This window comes from Arthrobacter stackebrandtii (genome assembly GCF_017876675.1).
GTDB classification, from domain to species: Bacteria; Actinomycetota; Actinomycetes; order Actinomycetales; family Micrococcaceae; genus Specibacter; species Specibacter stackebrandtii.
Genome location: NZ_JAGIOI010000001.1, coordinates 307546 through 328145, shown reverse-complemented (window position 1 = coordinate 328145; position 20600 = coordinate 307546). Strand labels below are relative to the sequence as shown.

The following is a 20600-nucleotide window of genomic DNA, read 5'->3' as shown; positions in this document are numbered from 1 at the left end:
ACATTGTCCCTATCGGCGAATTGATTACTGACAGAAACGGCGTCCCGCCTGGTCGCGTAGCGGACCACGACCTGGACTGGCAACCTGCTCTTGATGTTCCAACACTCATTGCAGGGAAAATATTGTTGGACGACGGTTAGACAATATGCTCAAGGGCCGGGGCTGGCCTAGGGCCAGGTCCCTCCTGCTGATGGAGCTCGTGATGCTTCGCTTTTGATCTCGTGTTCCGCTGAAGCCCAGGTGGCGGCCATCGCCGCAGCCCGGCGTTCCGTGGTGGCAAGCTCGTCCCGCGCATGCAGGAGGAGAACTTCGCGTCCTCATCTGCATCGACGGTCTTAGCTGCGGCCAACAGCTCACTGATTTGCTGGGCCAAGACCTTCTGCTTCTCCGTTATCCGGGCGTAGAACATCGTCTTGTGCTTGGAAGCGTTCGCTCGTACCTTCTTCCCGTCCAGGGCGACCTTGCCCAGCTCCACCATGCCCGCGGTCTGGCACAGTACCAGGGCCTGCAGAAACACGTTCGCGCAAGCAGCGGGTGGCGTTCATGGAAAGGGGCATGGATCGCAAGTCCGGTCCCTGCTGCGCCGACAACCACCTAAACGACACCACGTCGGTGCAGGCCCGTTTAATCGCACGGGAGGAATGAACCCCGGTGCAGTACCCGTGGAGCAGGATGCGCAACATCAACCGCGGATCATTCGGAGGCTGCCCCTTCGCCTTCGCGTACGACTTGCAGAACAACGTCAGATCCAGCTCGTTCTCCACCAAGCCGACAATGAACCGGGCTAAGTGCCCCTCTGGCAACCACTCCTGCAGGGACGGCGGCACCAACATACGGCAGCCGGCTCAAAATCCTTGAACCGCTTCTTCACCCCGCCATTGACATCCAGCCGGTCACCAGCCGTGGCCTCGACCCGCTCGATCAGCCCAGCATCAAATAGACCATCGCCCGGCTAGGAAGGAGAAGTTTCCATACCCCAATTCTCCTAGTACGGCACGGAATCCCGGTTAATTCCCGTCGATTCATAGTTACCCAAATCACCGCCTCCGACTACTGACATACCCAGACTGAACCGTCCCGGGAATCATGCCGCCGTTTTGTGGGCGGCGTCGTCGGGTAACGAGCCGGAATTTTCATCATAGTAGGTTCGCTCGAATTCCTCTGGGGTCTGGTGGTCCAGTGAGGAATGCAGGCGATCGTAGTTGTACCAGTGGACCCATCCGAAGACGACCTCAATGACGTCGGATTCGGTCTTCAGCGCACCGGATCTGAAGGGTGAGCCTTTGGTGACAGCTTCGTTCTTGAACAGGCCCATGACGGTTTCGGCGGCGGCATTATCGTACGCATCCCCGACACTGCCAATAGAGGGAACCAGCCCCTCAATTTCTAGGGTGTCTGTGTATCGGATCGAGGTGTACTGCGAGCCAGCGTCGCTGTGGTGCAGAAGCCCCTTGCTTACCGGCCTATTGCTGTGTTCTCGCCGCCACAGCGCCATTTTCAGGCATTGCTCCACGAAGGCGGTGTCTATCACGGTGGAGGTTTCCCACCCTACGATTGCCCGTGAATACAGATCGATCACCAACGCCACGTAAACAAACCCGGAATACACCGGAACATAGGTGAAATCGGTGACCCAGACACGGTTGGGTGCACTGGCAGTGAAGTTGCGGTTCAGCAGGTCACCGGCGCGTTTGCCGTCCTTGCCGGGGATGGTGGTGCGGGTTCTGCGACCGCGAACCAGGCCGTTCATGCCCTCATCGCGCATCAGCCGGTCCACGGTGTGTTTGGAGACCTCGGGGAAGCCCTTGCGGCGCAGCCACGCAGTCATCTTCCGGCGACCGTAAAGGATTTCTGGCCGGGGTCTTCCCTTGCCGTCTACAACCTTGAGGCTGCGTAAGGTGTCTATGATCTTCGCATCCTCCATGGCACGCAGGGCTGGCAACCTGGTTTTCCAGGCACGGTAGGTACGTGCGGCAACCTGCACGCCCTGCCCACGCAGGACGGTGCAGATCGACTCGACCGCATGACCTTCGGCCCGCTGTTCGTCGATAAACCGGCAGATTAGCGGCGGCGAGGGTCGGTGAAAGTCGGCCCGGGGCGCGGTGCCAGCCTTGCGGCTGGCCCGTTTCCCCGGACCGCTTCCCGAACCCGGCGGGCACCTTTCAATGCACCGGGCTCTCCACAAGTCGGTCGGGGACCGTGGTAATTGATTCATCGGTCGTGGGCCACGGAGTGGGGATAACCGACCCGCGGTAGCGGTATCGGCTCGTGCCCACTTTCTCGGGACGAAACATTTCCCGAGCGTGGCTTGCTGGCCACCATCCACCGCCGCAGTACTGCCGACGGAGTTCTTTGACCGTTGACCGGCGATGTTTTCGCCGCAGCCATCGCCATACCGTCTGCCATGTGTAGTGGCTGAGGTAGGAGAAAACTGCGGAGGAAACACCGGGACGGAAATAGGCGCACCAGCCCCGCAACATCGGATTCAGCCGATGCAGCAGTTCATCCAACGACTGGTTCTCAGTGACCTGTCGGCACAACGTCTTGATCTTCCGCTTGGCTGCTTGTACAGCCTTCTTTGACGGATAGACGTAAACGTAGTGCTCGTTCGTGCCTCGCTTGCGATGGCGATGGATGTGCCATCCTAGGAAATCGAGGCCCTCATCAATATGGGTGATCAAGGTCTTCTCCTCCGACAGGCGCAAACCCATCGTGGCCAAGACCTTGGCGATTCTCTCCTGGAGCTCTTCAGCATCGGCCTTGGTGCCCCTGATCATCAGACACCAGTCATCTGCATAACGCACCAGACGAAAATTCGGCCGATCATGGCGTAGCCGCCATGCCCGTTCGCGTTTATCGGTCAACGAGCCGCCGGGAGCTTGAGCGATGAAATCGTCAAGCACCGACAACGCCACATTGGCCAACAGCGGAGAAAGAATCCCGCCCTGCGGGGTACCGGCAGTGGTTTCTATCAGTTGCTGAGCCTCAGAGAGGATCCCAGCCTTCAGAAAGGCCTTCACCAAGACCAGAATGCGCTTGTCACCAATACGAGAGCGAACCCTGCCCATCAGGGCAGTATGGTCGATCTCATCGAAGCACGCCTTAATATCTCCCTCCACGACCCAGTCATAACAACGTGGTCGCGTCGCAAGATAACGCACCTCGGCAACGGCATCATGGGCCCGACGCTTCGGGCGGAACCCGTAGGAACACGGGTGGAAATCCGCTTCAAAGATCGGCTCCAACACCAATTTCAAGCTGGCTTGGACTACCCGGTCAGCAACGGTGGGGATGCCCAGACGGCGCAACTTCCCGCCAGTTTTCGGAATCATCCTTTCCCTCACCGGCACCGGGATGAAACTGCGCTCACGCAAAGACAAACGCAGCCCGTCAAGGAAAACCCCGACGCCCTCACCCTCCTGAATGGATACCGCCGTGCGGCCATCCACACCCGCAGTACGGGCACCCTTATTTCCTCGCACCCGGTCCCAAGCCACCAACAGGAAGCCTGGGTCGGCCACGAGGTTGAACAGGTCATCGAACCGGCGATGAACATCATCACGGGCCCAACTGTGCAGCTTGGTCTGGATCTTCAGTACCCGCAGCTCCGCCGCAATCACGGCGTGCTCCAGTTCGTCGATATTCACCGGCGACTATTCCTCCTGACATTCCATTCACTCAACCTGCTAACTTGCTGGCCACCTTCGCCCTGCGACCGGCTTTCCCGGTCCCCACGGCGGGTCGTTACTCCCGCGACTACTACGAGGCCTCCGCCCCGCCTCGTGGCCTTCGGTCGGCAACGGACCTACCCCCACCGGTGGACTGGCTGCCCACCGGTCGGGGAACCACAAGACGGTTCCCACGTTCACTGCATATCGATTAGTCAGGGAGGCACCTGGCTCTACCCCGGCAGCATCGCCACGGCTACGCCGCAGACCTTCACCATGGCCTCCCCACCGACAGAACTAAACGGCTTCGGAGTCCAGACGCCATAACTGGCATCCAGTGCGCTGCACACCGGCCCATATCCACCAGATTTGAGCACGGCTTCGCGGTTACAGGGCGTCAAACACCAATTCACTCACGTTGTACCTTCTGACTTTGCTCGACGGACCCGCACCGTCTGGTAGTACCGGCACGTCCCGCCTTTGTCGGGGCCGCTTGCCACCCTCACCGGCGTTCCCCGGATCAGGCTGCCCCCAGCTTGATCGGGCCGCTGCGACGACCCAACCGGGACGGTCTCTCACCGCCCCTCGACACACAGCGCCTCGTGGCGCACAGCTCCCTCGCGAAGAAAATCGATGCCGCCTTCAGGATCTCGTTAGCTTCCTTCAAGTCCCGATTCTCAGCACGCAGGCGCTTGAGTTCATCAATGTCAGTCGTCGTTGGACCGTCCTTCTCACCAGCATCTGTTTGGGCCTGGAGCACCCAACGACGCAACGACTCGTGACCGACATCAAGCTTCGGAGCCAGGGCCTTGCAGGCTGCAAACACGGAAGGATACTCAGAGAGCCGGTCAACGACCATGCGGACGGCACGGTCACGAACTTCGGCGGGGTATTTCTTGGGCATGATTGCTATCTTTCTCAAAAAAGACAGCGGCATCAAACCCGGGACGGTTCAGACTGTGAGCATGTACTTTGTGTGGCTCGTTGTAGTTCCGCTGGCAATCGTGATCGTGCTCATTGTGGTCCGCGCCCGACAGGTCCGCCGTGTCCGCGAGCTGAGGGAACGGAGCCGGGCAGCCGTGGAATGCGCTTCCGTCTCGCGCGGACATAAGGACGAGCAGGCCTGATCTCGCCAGGGCAGGGCCACCCCGCGAACTGGCAATTAACGCCCTCAAACAGCCCTCAAACCCCAGGTTGAGGGCAAAAATTGCAGTTTCGTGGCAGTTTCCTCCAGTCGACAGGCCGCCAATCGTCCCAGCTGACCCGGGGCCGGAATTACTGCCCCGGAAGGTGCGGGAGCGTTGGGAAAAGACCACATCTGCTGCAGGAGCGTTGGAGGGTGGGCGAAGTGCCCAAGGATCAGGCCTCTAACGCCTCCACATGAGCCACGACGGCGGATCGCCTGGGTGAGCGCGGCGGGAGGAGACGCAGTGCTGTGCGCCAGGCTTCGACGTCGTCCGCGGCCTCGGGAAGGCGCAGGTAGCTCAGCAGGACATCCGGGCTGGCGTCGTTGAGGATTGCCTCGCGCAGCTGGACGGCCACCCGGTTGCGGATGGTTTCGATGGCGGGGGCCAGCGAGCGGGGCATTACCTCGCCGCGGTAAATGTTCAGGGCCAGCCGGTGGGCGCCGCGGTCCAGGTAGTTCCGGACCTGCTCGGCGTCGACCACCAGGGTGCGGGGGAGCCTGTACGGCCGCGACTGTGGCACCAGGGTCGGGGCAGCGGACTGCAGCAGCTTGCGCAGGCGCACCATTTCCGCCCTGATGCTTGTCAGCGACGTGCCCTCGGGGTAAACCTTGTCCGTCAGCTCCTCGGCGGTGAGCCCGTCGGGGTGCAGCGCCAGCATCGCCATGATTTCGGTGTGGCGTTCGCTCAGTGTCACGGCCTCGCCGGCCACATGCAGCAGCCCCTGGTCCCGGCCCAAAATCTGCAGGCTGTCCCGGTACAGCGGCTTGTTGGGCGTGGCAGTTCCAGCGGGCACCGAGGAGCGCCGGGTGCGGTTGCCACCCCCGGCCAGGCTTCTCTGGACACGGAGTTCCAGGCGCTCGATGCGCAGTTGGGCCTCGGCCGCGGCCACCGATGCCTGCACCAGTGAGAGCGTGTTGGCGCCCACGGCCTCCGGCCCGCCCGTAATGTCCACAATGCCCAAAATGGAGCCGGAATCGGGGTCATGCAGAGGCACTGCTGTGCAGCTCCATGAGTGGACGGCCGGGTTGAAATGTTCCTCACCCATGATCTGCACGCTTTTGCCCAGGACCAGTGCGGTGCCGGGGGCGCTGGTTCCAACAGCGGTCTCGGACCAGTCGGCCCCTCTGGCGAAATTGATGCCTTCCCCATGGCGCCGGGCCGCGGAATCGCCCTCAACCCACAAAAGCCGCCCGTGCTCATCGCCCACGGCAACGAGCAGGCCGGTGTCGTGGCTGGGCTCCACGAGAAGTTTGGTGATGACGGGCATGATCGCGGCCAGTGGGTGGTCGCGGCGGAATTCCACCAGCTCCCGGCTCTCCCACACGACCGGCGGAGCCAGCCGGTCCGAGGACGCCCGGCCGTCTGCTGTGGCCAGCGCCTTCAGGGAACGCTGCCAGGATTCACGCACCAAGGGACGCATGGCCGGCAGGCCCTCCAGGAGTTGGTGCTGCGGGGACATGAATACTCCAAGAATCAAGGGGGACGAATCACTATGTTGGGATGAACCGCAACGTCCACGTGTGCCGTGGCTCACCATCTTAGTGTACGCAAAGGGCGCCGCGTCCGGAGCGTGATTGGTGTTCGCCATGGGGGATGGCGGCCAAACACGTTCCGAACACGGCGCCCGGGTGTTGCGCGGTGCAGCTACTGCAGGAATGTTCCGCCACTGCGGATACCTACAGCGCGGAATCCGACGGTGCTCATTCCGACGGTGCCGAGACCTACAGTGCGGATTTCGCCTTCTCGTCCAATTCCGAGGCATCGTCCGGCACTGTGAGGTTTGCCAGCTTGGCACCCTCAACATCCACATCGGGCAGGATCTTGTCCAGCCACTTCGGCAGCCACCAGGCCGACTTGCCCAGTAGGTGCATGGCCGCCGGAACGATGGTCATACGGACCACGAACGCGTCGATCAGCACGCCGAACGCCAGTGCAAAGCCGAGCGGGCGCACCATGGTCAGGTGGCTGAAGATGAAGCCGGAGAACACGCTGATCATGATGATGGCCGCGGCCGTGACAACCGGCGCTGCATGCTTGAACCCGGTGCGCACGGCTTGCTTGGCGCTCTGCCCGTGGGCGTACGCCTCGCGCATGCCGGAGGCAATGAACACCTGGTAGTCCATGGCCAGCCCAAACAGCACGCCGATCAGGATGATCGGCAGGAAGCTCAGGACCGCGCCCGGGTTCGCCACATCGAAGATGCCGCCCAGCCAGCCCCACTGGTACACGGCCACCACGCCGCCGAACGCTGCAACGAGCGAGAGCAGGAACCCTGCAGTCGCGAGCACCGGCACCAGGATGGAGCGGAACACCAGGATCAGGAGGATGAGGGAAAGTCCGACGACGATGGCCAGGTAGGGGGGAAGCGCCGCTCCCAGCTTTTCCGAGACATCAACGTTCGCGGCGGTCTGGCCCGTGAGCCCGATCGTGACGTCGTATTCGCTCTTGACCTTGGGGCCTTCGTCACGGAGGTCGTGGACCACCTGGACGGTGCTTTCACTGGCCGGGCCCTCGCTGGGGATGATCTGGTACAGGGCCGTCTGGCGGTCCGGGCTCATGGCCACGGGTGCCGCGGCCACCACGTTGGGGACCTCGCGCAGGGTGTCCAGGACGTCGAGGTTGAGGGTGTTGGCCTGTTCCTCGCTGAGGCCTGCCGGCAGGGAGGCAACCACCATGATGGGCCCGGTCATGCCGGCGCCAAAGTTCTCCGACGTCAGCGTGTATGCCTGGTAGGCGCTGGAATCAACGGGCTCGGAGCCGCCGTCGGGCAGTGCCAGGCGAAGGCTTGCGGCCGGAATGGCGATGACCACCAGGGCCACAACCGAGACGATGAGCGTCACGACCGAGTGCTTGGTGACAAAACCTCCCCAACCCTTGCGGCTCTTGGCAACGTCCTTCTCCTCATCCGCAGCGGCACGTTCCGTGACAGACATGCCGGCAGTCTCGGCGTCGTGCTTCTTCTGCGCCTCGGCGTTCCTGGCCCAGGCCTTCTTGGAGACCAGGCGGGTGCCGATCAGCGACAGCAGTGCGGGGGTCAGCGTGAGGGCCACGAGGACGGACACGGCGACAGTGGCGGCCGCGGCCAGGCCCAGGACGGCCAGGAACGGCAGCCCCGTGACGGAGAGCGCGGCGAGGGCGATCACCACGGTGAGGCCGGCGAAGGTCACGGCGTTGCCGGAGGTGCCGGAGGCGCGGGCGATGGATTCGCGCACGTCCATGCCGTCGAGCATCTGCTGGCGGTGGCGGTTGACGATGAACAGCGAGTAGTCGATGCCCACGGCCAGGCCGAGCATGAGCGCCAGCATGGGGGAGATGGACGACATTTCGATGACGGAGGTCAGCGCCATGGTGCCGCCCACGCCGATGCCCACGCCCACAACGGCCATGAGCAGGGGCAGGCCGGCGGCCACGAAGGTGCCGAGCATGATCAGCAGCACGGCGGCGGCGACGGCAACGCCCACCACTTCAGCGGCGCCGAAGATCTGGGAGACGTCCTCGGTGATTTCCTTGCTGAAGGAGACCTTTAGGCCGGAGTCGGAGGCCTTGTTCAGGACGTCCTGGACCTCCTGGCGGGTCTCCGGGGTGACGGCGTTCATGGCGTCCTTGAACTGCACCTGGGCAATGGCCGCTTCACCGTTGTTCGAGACGAACTTGATGCCGGAAGTGGCCTCCAGCATGCGCTTGCTGTTCGTGAGCTTTTCCTGGCCCGCCGTGAGCTGGGCCTGGCCGTCGTCATACTGCTTCTGGCCGGCGGCAAGCTGTGCCTTGCCCTGGTCCAGCTGCGCCTGGGAGGCATCGATCTGGGCCTGCGCGGCGGCCAGCTGGGCGGCTGCGGCGTCGGCCATCGGGGTGCCTGCCGGTATCTGCGCGGCCTGCGCCTTCTGCTTCTCCAGCTCGGCCTTGCCCGCGTCGATCTGGGCCTGTCCGGCCTCGATCTGCTGCGCGGACGCGTCCAGGGTGGTCTTGGCTGCGTCGAGCTTGGCCTTGTTGGCATCCAGCTCGGCCTGGCCGGCCGTCACGGCGGCGTTGGCATCCGTGATGGTCTTGGTGGTGGCGAAGGGATCAACGACGCCTGTCACGCCCGGAACGCTTGTCACGTCCTTGAGCGCGGCGGAAATGGCCGTCTCCTGTGCGGGTGTGAACTTGGTGCCGTCCGTCGTGGAGAACACCACGGTGCCGGACCCGCCGGAGGCTTCGGGAATGCCGGCCTGGAGCTTGTCGGCCATCTGCTGGGTTTCTGTTCCCGGCAGCTTGAAGTCATTGGACATGGGTCCCATGAAGAGCGCGGCGGCGCCGCCCACCAGGCCCATGATGATGGCCCAGGCAGCGATCACCAGCCAGGCGCGGCGGGCGGAGAACCGCCCCAGACGATATAGCCAAAGGGCCATTGTTGATCCATTCTGTGTTTGCGGCAGTGCAGCCGGCAAGGTTTGGCGGCCGGGGTGCGGCCTCGTGTGGCTAGTTTTTGAATCCGTGGCGGAGGTGTTCGATGGTTTGGTCCAAAAGGCTGCGCAAATCAGCCAACGACTCCGGGGTGATGTTGGTTCCGTGGCGCTGGAACCAGACCATGAAGGCGGCCCGGCAGCTGCCCACTACGGCGCCGACCAGGGCATTGAGGTAGAGCTCGTCCGCATCCGGCGGCAGGCGGTGCCGGGCAACATCGGCGATCTTGAGGCTGCAGTCCTCCCACGCCTGGAGCTGGAAGCGGTCAAATTGTGGATCCTGGGTGAGCGAGACGGTTTCCGCGAGGATGGCCAGCGTCTCCGGGCGTCCGCCGTTGGACAGGGCGATCCGTGCGGACTGCAGCAGGGGCTCGTTCAGGGGCCGGGCCTCCAGCTCCACAATGACCTGGTCAAGGAAGGCCGCCGTGTAACTGGCAACGGCCGCCTCCACGGAGGAGAAGTAGTTGAAGAAGGTGCGCCGGGAGACTCCGGCGGCGGCAGCGACGTCGTCGACCGTGAAGGCTGCGAGGTCCTTGTTGCGCAGGAAGTCCAGGGCGGCTGCGGCAATGGCGTCCCGTGTGGCCGCCTTGTTGAGTTCGCGGCGCGACGGCGCGCGTGCGGCCGTTTCATTTTCTGCGGGGAGGGTGAAACTGCTCATATAAATACACTAAGTGCAATGTTGCACTTAGTGCAATTGGGTGTGGTGCGTCTCACGTGGACCGGTGGCGGGGGAACAAAAAACTCCCGCCGGGGCTTCGATTGCTCGAGGCCCCGGCGGGAGTCGTGACTTGCGGCGCGCGGCCGCTTCCACAGCAGCGTTGCGGTGCTAGGCGTTGACGGGTTCGCGCTTCGGGTCAACGTCCCCAGCGCCGGCGTTGTTCAGTTCGGCCAGTGCGTCATCGGAGTCGTCGGCGAAGGGGTTGCCGTTTCGGGGGGCGTTGTACAACTCCTCGTCCAGGATGCCCTGGCGCTTGGAGACGATCGTGGGGACCAGGGCCTGGCCCGCCACGTTGACGGCCGTGCGGCCCATGTCGAGGATCGGGTCCACGGCCAGCAGCAGTCCGACGCCGGCCAGCGGCAGGCCCAGAGTGGAGAGCGTCAGCGTCAGCATGACGACGGCGCCGGTGGTGCCCGCCGTTGCTGCCGAGCCGAGCACGGAGACGAGCACGATCAGCAGGTACTGGCCCAGGTCAAGCTGGATGCCGAAGAACTGTGCCACGAAGATGGCGGCAATGGCCGGGTAGATCGCTGCGCAGCCGTCCATCTTGGTGGTGGCGCCCAGCGGGACCGCGAAGGAGGCGTACGCGCGGGGCACGCCCAGGTTGCGTTCGGTCACGCGCTGGGTCAGCGGCAGCGTGCCGATCGAGGAGCGGGAAACAAAGCCCATCTGGACCGCCGGCCAAACGCCGGAGAAGTACTGCTTGATGGAGAGGCCGTGGAACTTGATCAGGACCGGGTACACAACGAACAGGACCAGTGCCAGTCCCACGTAGATGGCCACCGTGAACTTGCCCAGTGAGCCGATGGTGGTCCAGCCGTAGCTGGCCACGGCGTTGCCGATGAGGCCCACGGTGCCGATCGGGGCCAGGCGGATGATCCACCACAGTACCTTCTGGATGACGGCCAATGCCGAACCGTTGAGCTTCAGGAACGGATCGGCAGCCTTGCCCACCTTGAGTGCGGCAATGCCGATGACGATGGCGATGACCAAGATCTGCAGGACGTTGAAGTTGACGCTGGTGGTCAGGGCGCCGGATTCGGCCGCCTTGGTGGTGGCGCCCAGGCCCAGGAAGTTGGAGGGGAACAGTCCGATGAGGAACGCCCACCAGTCACCGGTCTTGCCCGTGTATTCCTTCGGCGTGGCTGTTCCGGTGCCTGCACCGGGCTGGAAGATGGTGCCCAGGACAATGCCGATGGTCACTGCGATCAGCGCGGTGATGGCGAACCAGAGCAGCGTGTTCCAGGCCAGGCGTGCGGCGTTGGTGACCTGGCGCAGGTTGGCGATGGAGGAGACAACAGCCGTGAAGATCAGCGGCACAACGGCCGCCTTCAGGATGGAGACGTAGCTGGAACCGATGAGGGAGAGCGTGGTGATCAGGCCGTTGCTCTCGGTCTCGGGGTCGATGGCGATCTGGCGGGCGATCAGGCCCAGGACCAGGCCGGCGATGAGGCCGGCAATGATTTGGACGCCGAAGGAGCTTGCCCATTTGGGCAGCTTCGACACTTTGGGGGTGCTTGCTGTGGAAGTCATGGCTCAACGGTAGGTGCGGAACATTAGCACCCTGAAATTAATGTTGCCCCATGTTACGGATCTCAAATTTGAATGTTACGCATCCATTTGCCCAAGTTCATCCAAAATGACGACTGGACTCAGCCGTAGGTGGCTGCGTAGCTGCCAGTGGTGCCGGCAAACATGGCGTAGTCGACGCCCTTGACGGACTCGACCGTGTAGTTCACGGGGCCGTCAAGGCCCCGCAGCTGCTGCAGCGTGCCGGCAGTGGATTCCAGCGGCAGCATGGTGCGCAGCATTGAGTTGGTCCGATCGTCCGCATGAACTTCAAAGAGCAGGGTGGAGCCGTCCCAGTTTTCATGGTCCAGGGTGGAGGAGTTGCGTCCGTCCGTCCACTCCAGCAATTGCTCTGCCGAGACCATCGGGACCTCCAGCCTTGTGGCGATCTCAGTTAGTTGGATGTCAAAGTCATTGCTGAAGTCGTAGTGGGTTCCGAACGCCCCGTAGTAGCCTTCGGGGCCGAGTGCGCGTTGCAGCAGCCCCTCAACTGCTTGCGGCGAGGCGACGAATGTTGTGTCAACCAGGTGGGTGGCCTGCTGGTAGACGTTGAGCAGGGCGCCGTCGCTGTCGCTGAACCTCATGGGCAGGCCGGAGCCGGTCATGAAGCCGGCCCGCCCCTGCACCCAACTGCCGGGCCAGTAGTAGTAGTTCATGTCCATGCGGATCCCCCAGGCGCGCTCCACCTCCACCTGCGTGGTCCAGTCGCTCCACGCAATGCAGTGGATCCGGCTGCCCCGCTGGTTCGGCAGGCTGGGGAATGCCAGGCGGAAGGCGCGCAAGTCCCGGGAAAAGGCCTGCTGCAGGGATTGCTCAGACCAGTTTTGGCAATGCGTGGTCGAATGGGCGCCCAGGTCGAAGCCTGCCGCCGCGTAGTCCGAGGCCTGGCCGTCACTCATGTGCGTCGAAGGGTACATCCATGACGTGGCCCGTGCGCACTCCCAGCGGTCCACCCTGCAGTTCTCGGGCCCCAGGGCAAGCATCCGGTCAAAGAACTTCCGGGTGCCGTCGTTGGTTCCGTGGTCGTCTGAGGCCATCACCAGCACCGCCTTGATTCCGTTGGGGAAGTACCAGAACCGCGGCAGCGGTCCCTTGTCCGCGTGCATGTCGCTGATGAGCCGGCTCACGAGGCGCATTTGTTCGTCGGCTTGCGGGATGACGGCCTTGTCCAGGTCGACGAAGTCGGCGGCAGCATCGCCGTCGGCCTGCCCGAAGAAAAGGTCGTTCGGGCGGATCGGCGCCTTCCCGTCGCGGTCCTGCCCCGCCCACTCTGGGTTCCCCTGCCGCGCCAGGACCACGGAAGTGGCCACGTCGTAGCTGAAAGCAGCAACCTGGCCGCCGCTGGTGCCGACCGTTCGCAAAGTCACCGCGGGCTTGTCAAGGCTCGTGGCGGCATCGGAAAACAGGGTGGCCACCACTTCAGCGTCCGCGGTCACCCCAAGCTGGTCTGCCGGCCCATGGAACTGCATCGTCTCGCCAACCAGCCCCTGGCCAGGTGGCTTGGCCGTGTCTATCTGCAGGTACCCGTCCGGCAGTTCCATCCCGGCCGGCCTGACCCCGGCAAGCTCGGCCAACGGCCCGGACGGGCGCATGGCCAGCAGGTTGCCGCCGTGGCCCACCCAGGTCTCCAACAGCTGCGACTGCTGCGCCGTGACAGCGCCGGGGCCGATGATTGCCACATGGTGGCCGGCCAGGTCCTGCTGTGAAAGTTCGGCCACGTCCACGGTGGTGAAGTTGTTCAGGCCCTCGGCCCGCAAGATTTCCGCGTAATAGGAATCAAACGTTCCCGCGTTGGTGATCAGCAGTATGGCGCCGCCCGGCCCCTGCTCGAGGGGTGTCTTGACAGGGACGGTGAAGGACCACGATGCCAGGGCCTCTACGCCGTTTGGGCCGGCCGTGAGTTTCACCTCGGCGGAGTAGGTGCCCGGCACCAGGGCCTGCCGCGGTGAGAACACCGCCGTCTGCACCGACTCGTTGAAGCTGACGGCCCCCATGACGGAGGTGTCCTGTTCGTTCCGGACCCTAAAGTCGATGGCGTCGGCATAGGGCGCCGCCGTCTTGTCGAAGGTTGCCATGATCTGGGTCCGGGGTGGCACTTGGTTCGCGCCGCTGGACGGGAAAAACGACTCAACTTGGGGGATTCCGGGCGGCATCCGGGCCACGTACACGGCCGTCAAAATGAGCGCAACAAGGGCAAGGCAAACACCCCCAGCAACGAATGAGACCCTTCGCATGAAACTCAGTATGGTCCATCGCCGAACCCCTGGCTAGGGATGCCGGAACCGTGCACACCGGCTGCGGCGGAAGCCCGGAAGCCCGGCGTCGTGCTTCCGGCAGTGCCGGGCGCTCAGCCCAGCAGCGCCATCTTCAGCGTGTCCAGGCCCACCGATCCGAGGTTGAGTGCCTGCGTGTGGAAGTCCCTGAGCGAGAAGCCGCTGCCGTCGCGGGCCGCCCGCGCATCGCGGATGTCCTCCCATAAACGCTGTCCCAGCTTGTAGGACGGTGCCTGCCCGGGCCAGCCCAGGTAGCGGTTGAACTCGAAGTCCAGCTGGCCTGCGGAGATGTCGAGGTTGGCCTTGAGGAACTCGAATCCCTTCTCTGCCGTCCAGTTTCCGGTGCCCCAGCGGGCAGGGACCGGCAGTTTCAAGTGCACGCCAATGTCGAAGACGACGCGCGCGGCGCGCATCCGCTGCCCGTCCAGCATTCCCATCTTGTCGCCCGGGTCGGCCAGGTAGCCGAGGTCGTCCATGAGCCGCTCGGCATACAGCGCCCAGCCCTCGCCGTGGCCGGACACCCAGCTGACATTGCGGCGCCAGTCGTTCAGCAGCGCCGACTGGTATGTTGCCGTGGCCACCTGCAGGTGGTGTCCCGGAACGCCCTCGTGGTAGACGGTGGTGGTCTCGGCCCACGTGGTGAAGGAGTCCTCGCCCTCGGGCACGGACCACCACATGCGGCCCGGCCGGGAGAAGTCCTCGGACGGGCCGGTGTAGTAGATGCCGCCGTCCTGGGTGGGGGCAATCCGGCATTCCAGGGTGCGCATGACCTCCGGGATGTCGAACTGGGAACCGGCCAGCTCAGCCAGGGCCGTGTCTGAGAGCTGCTGCATCCACGCAGTCAGCGCAGCCGTGCCCTGCAATTGCCGGGCGGGATCGGCGTTGAGCAGCGCCTTGGCTTCCTCAATGGAAGCCCCGGGCTTGATGGCCTCGGCCACAACCTCCTGCTCGGCAACGATCCGGTCAAGCTCGGCCACACCCCAGGCGTAGCTTTCCTCAAGGTCGATCCTCGCACCCAGAAACTCGCGGGAGGCAAGCTGGTAGCGTTCGTGCCCCACAGCGTCCTCCTCCGGCGCCTGCGGGAGCAGTTCGTCCCGCAGGAACGCAACTAGTGTGCCGTAGCCGCCGCGCGCTATTTCCGCATTGGCGGCCAGCACCTCGGCGAGGTCCGCCGGGAGCTGCCGTCCGGCGTCGGAAGCGTCTGTGCCGGCCGCATCAGTGCCGGACGTGCCGGGGTCCGCGTCCAGCGCGGCCTGCTGCGTCATGGTGGTGAAGAAACCGTCCGCTGCAGCGTGCCGCTCACACTGCCCGATCACGATTTTGACCTGGCGCGCCGAGGCGACCAGGCCCCGCTCTGCACCGGCCCGCAGCGAAGCGATGTAGCCGCCCACCGCCGCCGGGACGTTGGCCATTCGCTCGGCGATGTGCTGCCAGTCGGCCGCGGTCGCGGTGGGCATGAGGTCAAAGATGGCGCGGATGCCCTGGGCGGGGGAGGCGATGTTGTTCAGCTCTGCCAGCGGCCAGCCGGTCTCGTGCAACTCCACCTCAAGGCCCAGCCGCTCCGCCATGGCATGGACGGTGACTGCATCCACCTCATCAACCGGTTCGGCCGCGGCCAGCGCGGCAAGGGTGCTGCGGGCGGCATCGGCCAGCGCGGCCAGCCCGGCAGGGGAGTGGTCCCGGTACTCGCTTTCATGCCCGGCACGCCCCAATTCGGTGGCGAAGCCCGGGTCCAGTTCGAGCAGGCGCTCGGTGTACTCGTTGGCGATCCGGTCGATGGCGGTGGTGGCGCGGGGCTGAGTTGGCTGCGTTGGCAAAGTCATGCCACCGAGCCTACTCGGCTACCGCGCCGACCGCCGCCAGGATCCTGCGCCGGGTTTGGGCGGCAGGTGAAGCTGCGCCCGCCGGGCCCACTGGCGGGTGGGCTGCCGGGTTCCTTCGCCGTCGCCGCCGCCCTGAAGCGCAAGCACGACGGCGGTGACCGCCGCGAGCTCCTCGGCGGTGGGGTTGCCGCGGGTTATGTTGAGCAACGGCTCCGCGGCCGCTTCCTGTAGCTGTTTGTCCGTCACAGCGGGATGTTTCCGTGCTTCTTGGCCGGCAGGGTCGCACGCTTGTCACGCAGGGCGCGCAGGCCCTTGATCAGTTGGATGCGGGTGTCCGACGGGGCGATGACTGCGTCCACATAGCCGAGCTCCGCTGCCTGGTACGGGTTAAGCAGTTCGTCCTCGTAGTTGCGCACGATTTCCGCGCGGCGGGCCTCGACGTCCCCGCCCTCGGCCTCAACGGCTGCAAGGTCGCGGCGGTAGAGGATGTTGACTGCACCCTGGGCGCCCATGACGCCGATCTGGGCCGTGGGCCAGGCCAGGTTCAGGTCCGCACCGAGCTTCTTCGAGCCCATCACAATGTACGCTCCGCCGTAGGCCTTGCGGGTGATGACGGTCAGCTTCGGCACGGTGGCCTCGGCGTAGGCGTAGAGCAGCTTGGCGCCGCGGCGGATGATGCCCTGAAATTCCTGGTCCTTGCCGGGCAGGAAGCCGGGGACGTCCACCAGGGTGATGATGGGGATGTTGAAGGCGTCGCAGTTGCGGACAAAGCGGGCGGCCTTCTCGGAGGCGTTGATGTCCAAGGTGCCGGCGAACTGCATGGGCTGGTTGGCCACGATGCCCACGGTGTGGCCCTCGATGCGTCCGTAGCCGATCATGACGTTGGGGGCGTACAGCGCCTGCATCTCCAAGAAGTGCCCGTCATCGACGATCTGCTCGATCACGGTGCGCATGTTGTACGGGTGGTTGGCCGAGTCGGGGATCAGGGCGTCGAGGGCCAGGTCGCCGTCTTCGAGTTCCAGCTCCTGCTCGTGCTCGGTGATGGGGGCCTCGGCCAGGTTGTTGGAGGGGAGGAAGTCCAGGAGTTCGCGGACAAACTCGATGGCGTCGCTCTCATCGCTGGCCAGGTAGGTGGAGGTGCCAGTGGTGCTGTTGTGCTGGCGCGCGCCGCCGAGGGTTTCCATGTCGACGTCTTCGCCGGTGACAGTCTTGATGACGTCCGGGCCGGTGATGAACATGTGGCTGGACTTGTCCACCATGACGATGTAATCGGTCAGGGCGGGCGAGTACGCGGCACCACCGGCGCACGGGCCCATGATGAGGGAGATCTGCGGGACCACACCGGAAGCGTGGACATTGTTGCGGAAGATGTCCGCAAACATGGCCAGGGAGGCCACGCCTTCCTGGATGCGGGCGCCGCCGCCGTCGTTGATGCCCACCACGGGGCAGCCGTTGCGCAGTGCGAATTCCTGAACCTTGACGATCTTCTCGCCGTTGACCTGGCTCAGCGAGCCGCCGTAGACGCTGAAGTCCTGGCTGTAGATGGCGACCAGGCGCCCGTCCACGGTGCCGTAGCCGGAGACGACACCGTCGCCGAGTGGCTTCTTCTTTTCCATGCCGAAGGCGTGCGAGCGGTGCACGGCCAGGGCGTCAAACTCCACGAAGGAGTCGGGATCCAAAAGGAGGTCGATGCGTTCCCGTGCGGTGTTGCGGCCCTTCGCATGCTGCTTTTCAATGGCAGCCTCGCCAGAGGGCTTCTCGGCCTGAGCCATCCGGTCACGGAAATCGGCAATTTTGCCTGCTGTTGTCGATAGATCGTGGCTCATTGATACTCCGGCTCGATAGTGTGAAAATTTTGCAGCCCTTCATCGGAACCGCACAAAAGGGCAATCGCTACTGACAGTCTAATAACGATATCTGCCCTTGCATGTGTAGGAACCCTACAAAGTCGGATGGGAAGTGTCTCGCGTTGTGGCCCAGTCGGGGCGGGTGTTTGCCGTTGGTCGTGGTTGTTGGGGGCGGTGGTGTTGGTGGGTGTGTGAAGTAGGGGGTGCCGGTTATCAGAGCACCAAGAATCAGGGCGTGGGGCGGCAACGTCTTGGGAGCGCGAGTGGCACCGGCGGATGAGTGCCGGATCTCAACCCGTGGTCGGATTCGATGTCAGTGCGGCCCGATAAGATTGGAGGCATGACCGGCGCTGCACCTTCACCTGACCCGAGCGGTCTGACCCAACCCCAAAATCCGGCACCGGTCCAGGACATTGCACTTGACGCTGCCGGCCTCAAATCCGCACTCCTGCACCCCGTGGGCCGCTTCGGCCGCGTCGAGGTTGTGGACTCCGCCGGATCCACCAACACGGACCTCGCAGCCGCAGCTGCCGACCCCCAGCAGTTCTGGCCCGACCTCAGCGTCCTCATCGCCGACGCCCAGCCAGCCGGCAAGGGCCGGCTCGGGCGTCCCTGGGAAGTCCCGGCCGGCGCCGCCATGATTTCCAGCATCCTTGTGTGGCCGGGTGGGCAGAATTCCGACGGCGGACAAGCTGCAGCGGGTGCGGCGCCCGAAAGCGGCGGTTCCGCAAGGCAGTTTGCCCCGTCCGGCTACGGCTGGCTGTCCATTCTGGCCGGCGTTGCCCTGTGTGAAACGCTGCACGCACTCACCGGCGTCCAGGCAGAGCTCAAGTGGCCCAACGACGTCGTGGTAGGCGGGCGGAAGCTGGCCGGGATCCTCGCCCAGGTGGTTCCGGCCCGGCCCGCACAGCCGGCAACAGCCGGCGCAACCCAGCCCCGGGGAAACCCGGGCCACACGGCCCAAGCCGTGTTCGGCGTCGTCATTGGGGCAGGCGTGAACGTGAGCCTGACGGCGGAGCAGCTGCCCACCGAACGCGCCACCTCGCTGCTGCTGGAAGGTGCCGCCACGCTGGACCGCAACCGGCTCCTGCCGGCCTACCTGAACAATTTTGCGGCGCACTTCAAGGCCTTCGGGCGCGCCGGCGGCGACGCCGAGGCTCCGCTGGACGGCGAAAGAAGCGTGCTGGAACTCGCGGCGGCGCACATGAGCACCCTCGGTCAGGAAGTGCGGGCGGAGCTGCCTGGCGGAACCATGCTGCACGGCACCGCCGTGGGCCTCGGTGCGGACGGCGGGCTGGACATCCGGGATGCGGCCGGCCGGATCCACCATGTCAGTGCCGGGGATGTGATCCACCTGCGTCGCACGTCTGCCGATGGCTCGGTGAAGTATGCATAAGTGGCTTTTGCCGGGGGAGAAGGTGGAGATTCGCTGCAGGCCCCATTCGCGCGTCCTGATCTGGCCCATCGCGGTGGGGCTGTTGATCGTCCTCGCGGGTTCGGCGGGGCTGGCGAGGCTGCAGCCTGAGCAGTTCGCCCAGTGGGCGCCGGGATTCTCCGCCTGGCGCGAGACCTTCGTGGTGGTGCTGCTGTCTGCGGAGGCGCTGTTCCTGCTGCTGTACCCACTTCGGCGGGTGTGGCGCTGGACCTGGACCAAGTATTTCCTGACCAGCCAGAGGCTGCGGGTGCGGCGCGGGATGTTTGGCAAGTTCACGGCCACCTACCCCCTGGAAATGATCCACGAAGTCCGGCCAACACAGAACTGGCGGCAGAAAATGGTGGGCTCGGGAGACTTGAAACTGTTCATGTACCGGGGCCCGATGAGGACCTTGGACGAAGTTCCGGCCCTGACACGCTTTAATGGGGAGACGCAACAAGCCTGGACCAAGGTTTTCCGGGCTTCGACGACGTTCGTTCAGCAAACTCCCCAGCCGGGGGACTACGCTGGTGGAGTTGGCATGAATGAAAAGGAGCTGCGCAAGCTTGGAAGAGACCACTGATCCAACCGAGCCTCTGTTGCCTCCCGCCTCACGAAACCAGACCCGTGACCTGGAAGCACAGCTTCTTGGCGGCGAGCGTACGCTGCGGCGTCGCGAGGTTGCCGCCGGTGCCGGAGTGTCCCTGCTGTCCGCCCGCAAGATTTGGCGCGCCATGGGCTTTCCCAACCTGGGGGACGACGACGTCGCGTTCACGGAGCGCGACAAGGACGCCCTGAAGACCGTGGTCACCATGGTCCGCCAGGGGCTGCTCACCGAGGAAACCGCCATCTCCGTCACGCGCTCCATCGGCCAGATGACGGACCGCATGGCCGTCTGGCAGATCGAGGCGCTCGTGGAGGACCTGGTGGTGGAGCACGGCGTGAGCGACGCCGAGGCCCGCCGCGCCGTGGTCTCCGAGCTGCCCAACCTGATCGAGCCGCTGGAAGAGCTGCTCATTTATTCGTACCGCCGCCAGCTCAACGCCGGCATCCAGCGCCTGGCAGTGCGGGCCGAGGAAGGCCTTGCCGCCAGCGCCCTGGGGCGTGCCGGGGATGAAGACGACGCACCGCTGCCGCTGGCCCGCGCCGTCGGCTTCGCAGACCTGGTCAGCTACACCTCGCTCTCGCGGCGCATGAATGAAAAGACGCTCGCCCGCCTGGTGCAGCGCTTTGAAAACATTTGCGCCGAGATCATCAGCGTCGGCGGCGGCAGGCTGGTCAAGACCATCGGCGATGAAGTCCTGTTCAACTGTGAAACGCCGGTGGCCGGTGCGCAGATCTCCCTCGCGCTGGCCGAAGCCATGGCCGCCGACGACTTCCTGCCCGAAGCCCGTGTCGCCATGGTCTGGGGCCGCGTGCTTTCCCGCCTCGGCGACATCTACGGCCCCACGGTCAACCTGGCGGCGCGCCTGACCTCGCTGGCTGAGCCCGGCACGGTCCTGGTTGATTCCGTCACGGCCTCCGCGCTCCGGGGCGACGACCGCTTCATCCTGACCCAGCTGCCCGTGGAAAATGTGCGTGGCTTTGGCGAGATCGCCCCCGTGTTGCTCGAACGCGGCGAAGGCCAGGGCCTCGTCGTCGACTGACCTGCGCATTGCC

Annotated in this window: 16 protein-coding genes; 4 read left to right on the top strand and 12 right to left on the bottom strand. The window is 64.6% G+C overall.

Annotation, left to right across the window (positions count from 1 at the left end):
- Positions 1–353: 353 nt before the first annotated feature.
- From JOF48_RS20105 to JOF48_RS01355, 4 genes are all read right to left on the bottom strand, one after another.
- Positions 354–833 (bottom strand): transposase, encoded by a 480-nt coding sequence (locus JOF48_RS20105; RefSeq protein WP_425353696.1) that lies wholly within the window; start codon positions 831–833, stop codon positions 354–356.
- 251 nt (positions 834–1084) lie between these two features.
- The gene (locus JOF48_RS01365; RefSeq protein ID WP_209676612.1) at positions 1085–2215 is read right to left on the bottom strand and encodes an IS3 family transposase; all 1131 of its coding nucleotides are present in this window, start codon (positions 2213–2215) and stop codon (positions 1085–1087) included.
- Positions 2163–3647 carry a group II intron reverse transcriptase/maturase gene (gene ltrA / locus JOF48_RS01360; protein ID WP_209676610.1) on the bottom strand — a complete coding sequence of 495 codons (1485 nt, stop codon included), beginning with the start codon at positions 3645–3647 and terminating at the stop codon, positions 2163–2165. Before ltrA ends, JOF48_RS01365 begins: the two co-directional genes overlap by 53 nt.
- A gap of 541 nt (positions 3648–4188) precedes the next feature.
- Positions 4189–4572 (bottom strand): transposase, encoded by a 384-nt coding sequence (locus JOF48_RS01355; protein ID WP_209676608.1) that lies wholly within the window; start codon positions 4570–4572, stop codon positions 4189–4191.
- Positions 4573–4633: 61 nt separating this feature from the next.
- Here JOF48_RS01355 and JOF48_RS01350 point away from each other — a divergent pair, with 61 nt between their 5' ends.
- Complete coding sequence (locus tag JOF48_RS01350; RefSeq protein ID WP_209676606.1) at positions 4634–4795, top strand: hypothetical protein; 162 nt, start codon at positions 4634–4636, stop codon at positions 4793–4795.
- Between the two features lie 232 nt (positions 4796–5027).
- Here the strand turns inward: JOF48_RS01350 and JOF48_RS01345 are convergent, their stop codons facing one another.
- The 8 genes from JOF48_RS01345 to JOF48_RS01310 all read right to left on the bottom strand — a co-directional run bounded on the left by JOF48_RS01345 (position 5028) and on the right by JOF48_RS01310 (position 17506).
- Positions 5028–6314 (bottom strand): sigma-54-dependent transcriptional regulator family protein, encoded by a 1287-nt coding sequence (locus tag JOF48_RS01345; protein ID WP_209676604.1) that lies wholly within the window; start codon positions 6312–6314, stop codon positions 5028–5030.
- A 262-nt stretch (positions 6315–6576) separates the two neighbouring features.
- A complete protein-coding gene (locus JOF48_RS01340; RefSeq protein WP_209676602.1) occupies positions 6577–9243 on the bottom strand; it encodes an MMPL family transporter in 2667 nt (888 codons plus the stop codon).
- A gap of 70 nt (positions 9244–9313) precedes the next feature.
- Entirely contained in the window at positions 9314–9955 is a 642-nt protein-coding gene (locus JOF48_RS01335) for a TetR/AcrR family transcriptional regulator (RefSeq protein ID WP_209676601.1), read from the bottom strand.
- 168 nt (positions 9956–10123) lie between these two features.
- Positions 10124–11548 carry a dicarboxylate/amino acid:cation symporter gene (locus tag JOF48_RS01330; protein WP_209676600.1) on the bottom strand — a complete coding sequence of 475 codons (1425 nt, stop codon included), beginning with the start codon at positions 11546–11548 and terminating at the stop codon, positions 10124–10126.
- Between the two features lie 119 nt (positions 11549–11667).
- Complete coding sequence (locus JOF48_RS01325; protein WP_245346661.1) at positions 11668–13737, bottom strand: Ig-like domain-containing domain; 2070 nt, start codon at positions 13735–13737, stop codon at positions 11668–11670.
- A gap of 194 nt (positions 13738–13931) precedes the next feature.
- On the bottom strand, positions 13932–15680 hold the full coding sequence (locus tag JOF48_RS01320; RefSeq protein ID WP_209676589.1) for a DUF885 domain-containing protein: 1749 nt from the start codon (positions 15678–15680) through the stop codon (positions 13932–13934).
- 18 nt (positions 15681–15698) lie between these two features.
- Positions 15699–15926, bottom strand: coding sequence for an acyl-CoA carboxylase subunit epsilon (locus JOF48_RS01315; protein ID WP_209676588.1), 228 nt, complete (start codon positions 15924–15926; stop codon positions 15699–15701).
- Positions 15923–17506 (bottom strand): acyl-CoA carboxylase subunit beta, encoded by a 1584-nt coding sequence (locus JOF48_RS01310; protein WP_209676586.1) that lies wholly within the window; start codon positions 17504–17506, stop codon positions 15923–15925. Before JOF48_RS01310 ends, JOF48_RS01315 begins: the two co-directional genes overlap by 4 nt.
- Positions 17507–17867: 361 nt before the next feature.
- Here JOF48_RS01310 and JOF48_RS01305 point away from each other — a divergent pair, with 361 nt between their 5' ends.
- From JOF48_RS01305 to JOF48_RS01295, 3 genes are read left to right on the top strand one after another with little or no spacing between them, the layout of a single operon-like run.
- Positions 17868–18923, top strand: a complete 1056-nt coding sequence (locus tag JOF48_RS01305) for a biotin--[acetyl-CoA-carboxylase] ligase (protein ID WP_209676584.1) — start codon at positions 17868–17870, stop codon at positions 18921–18923.
- A complete protein-coding gene (locus tag JOF48_RS01300; protein WP_209676582.1) occupies positions 18916–19524 on the top strand; it encodes a PH domain-containing protein in 609 nt (202 codons plus the stop codon). The genes JOF48_RS01305 and JOF48_RS01300 overlap by 8 nt, the downstream gene beginning before the upstream one ends.
- A complete protein-coding gene (locus JOF48_RS01295) occupies positions 19508–20587 on the top strand; it encodes an adenylate/guanylate cyclase domain-containing protein (RefSeq protein WP_425353695.1) in 1080 nt (359 codons plus the stop codon). Before JOF48_RS01300 ends, JOF48_RS01295 begins: the two co-directional genes overlap by 17 nt.
- Positions 20588–20600: the final 13 nt, after the last annotated feature.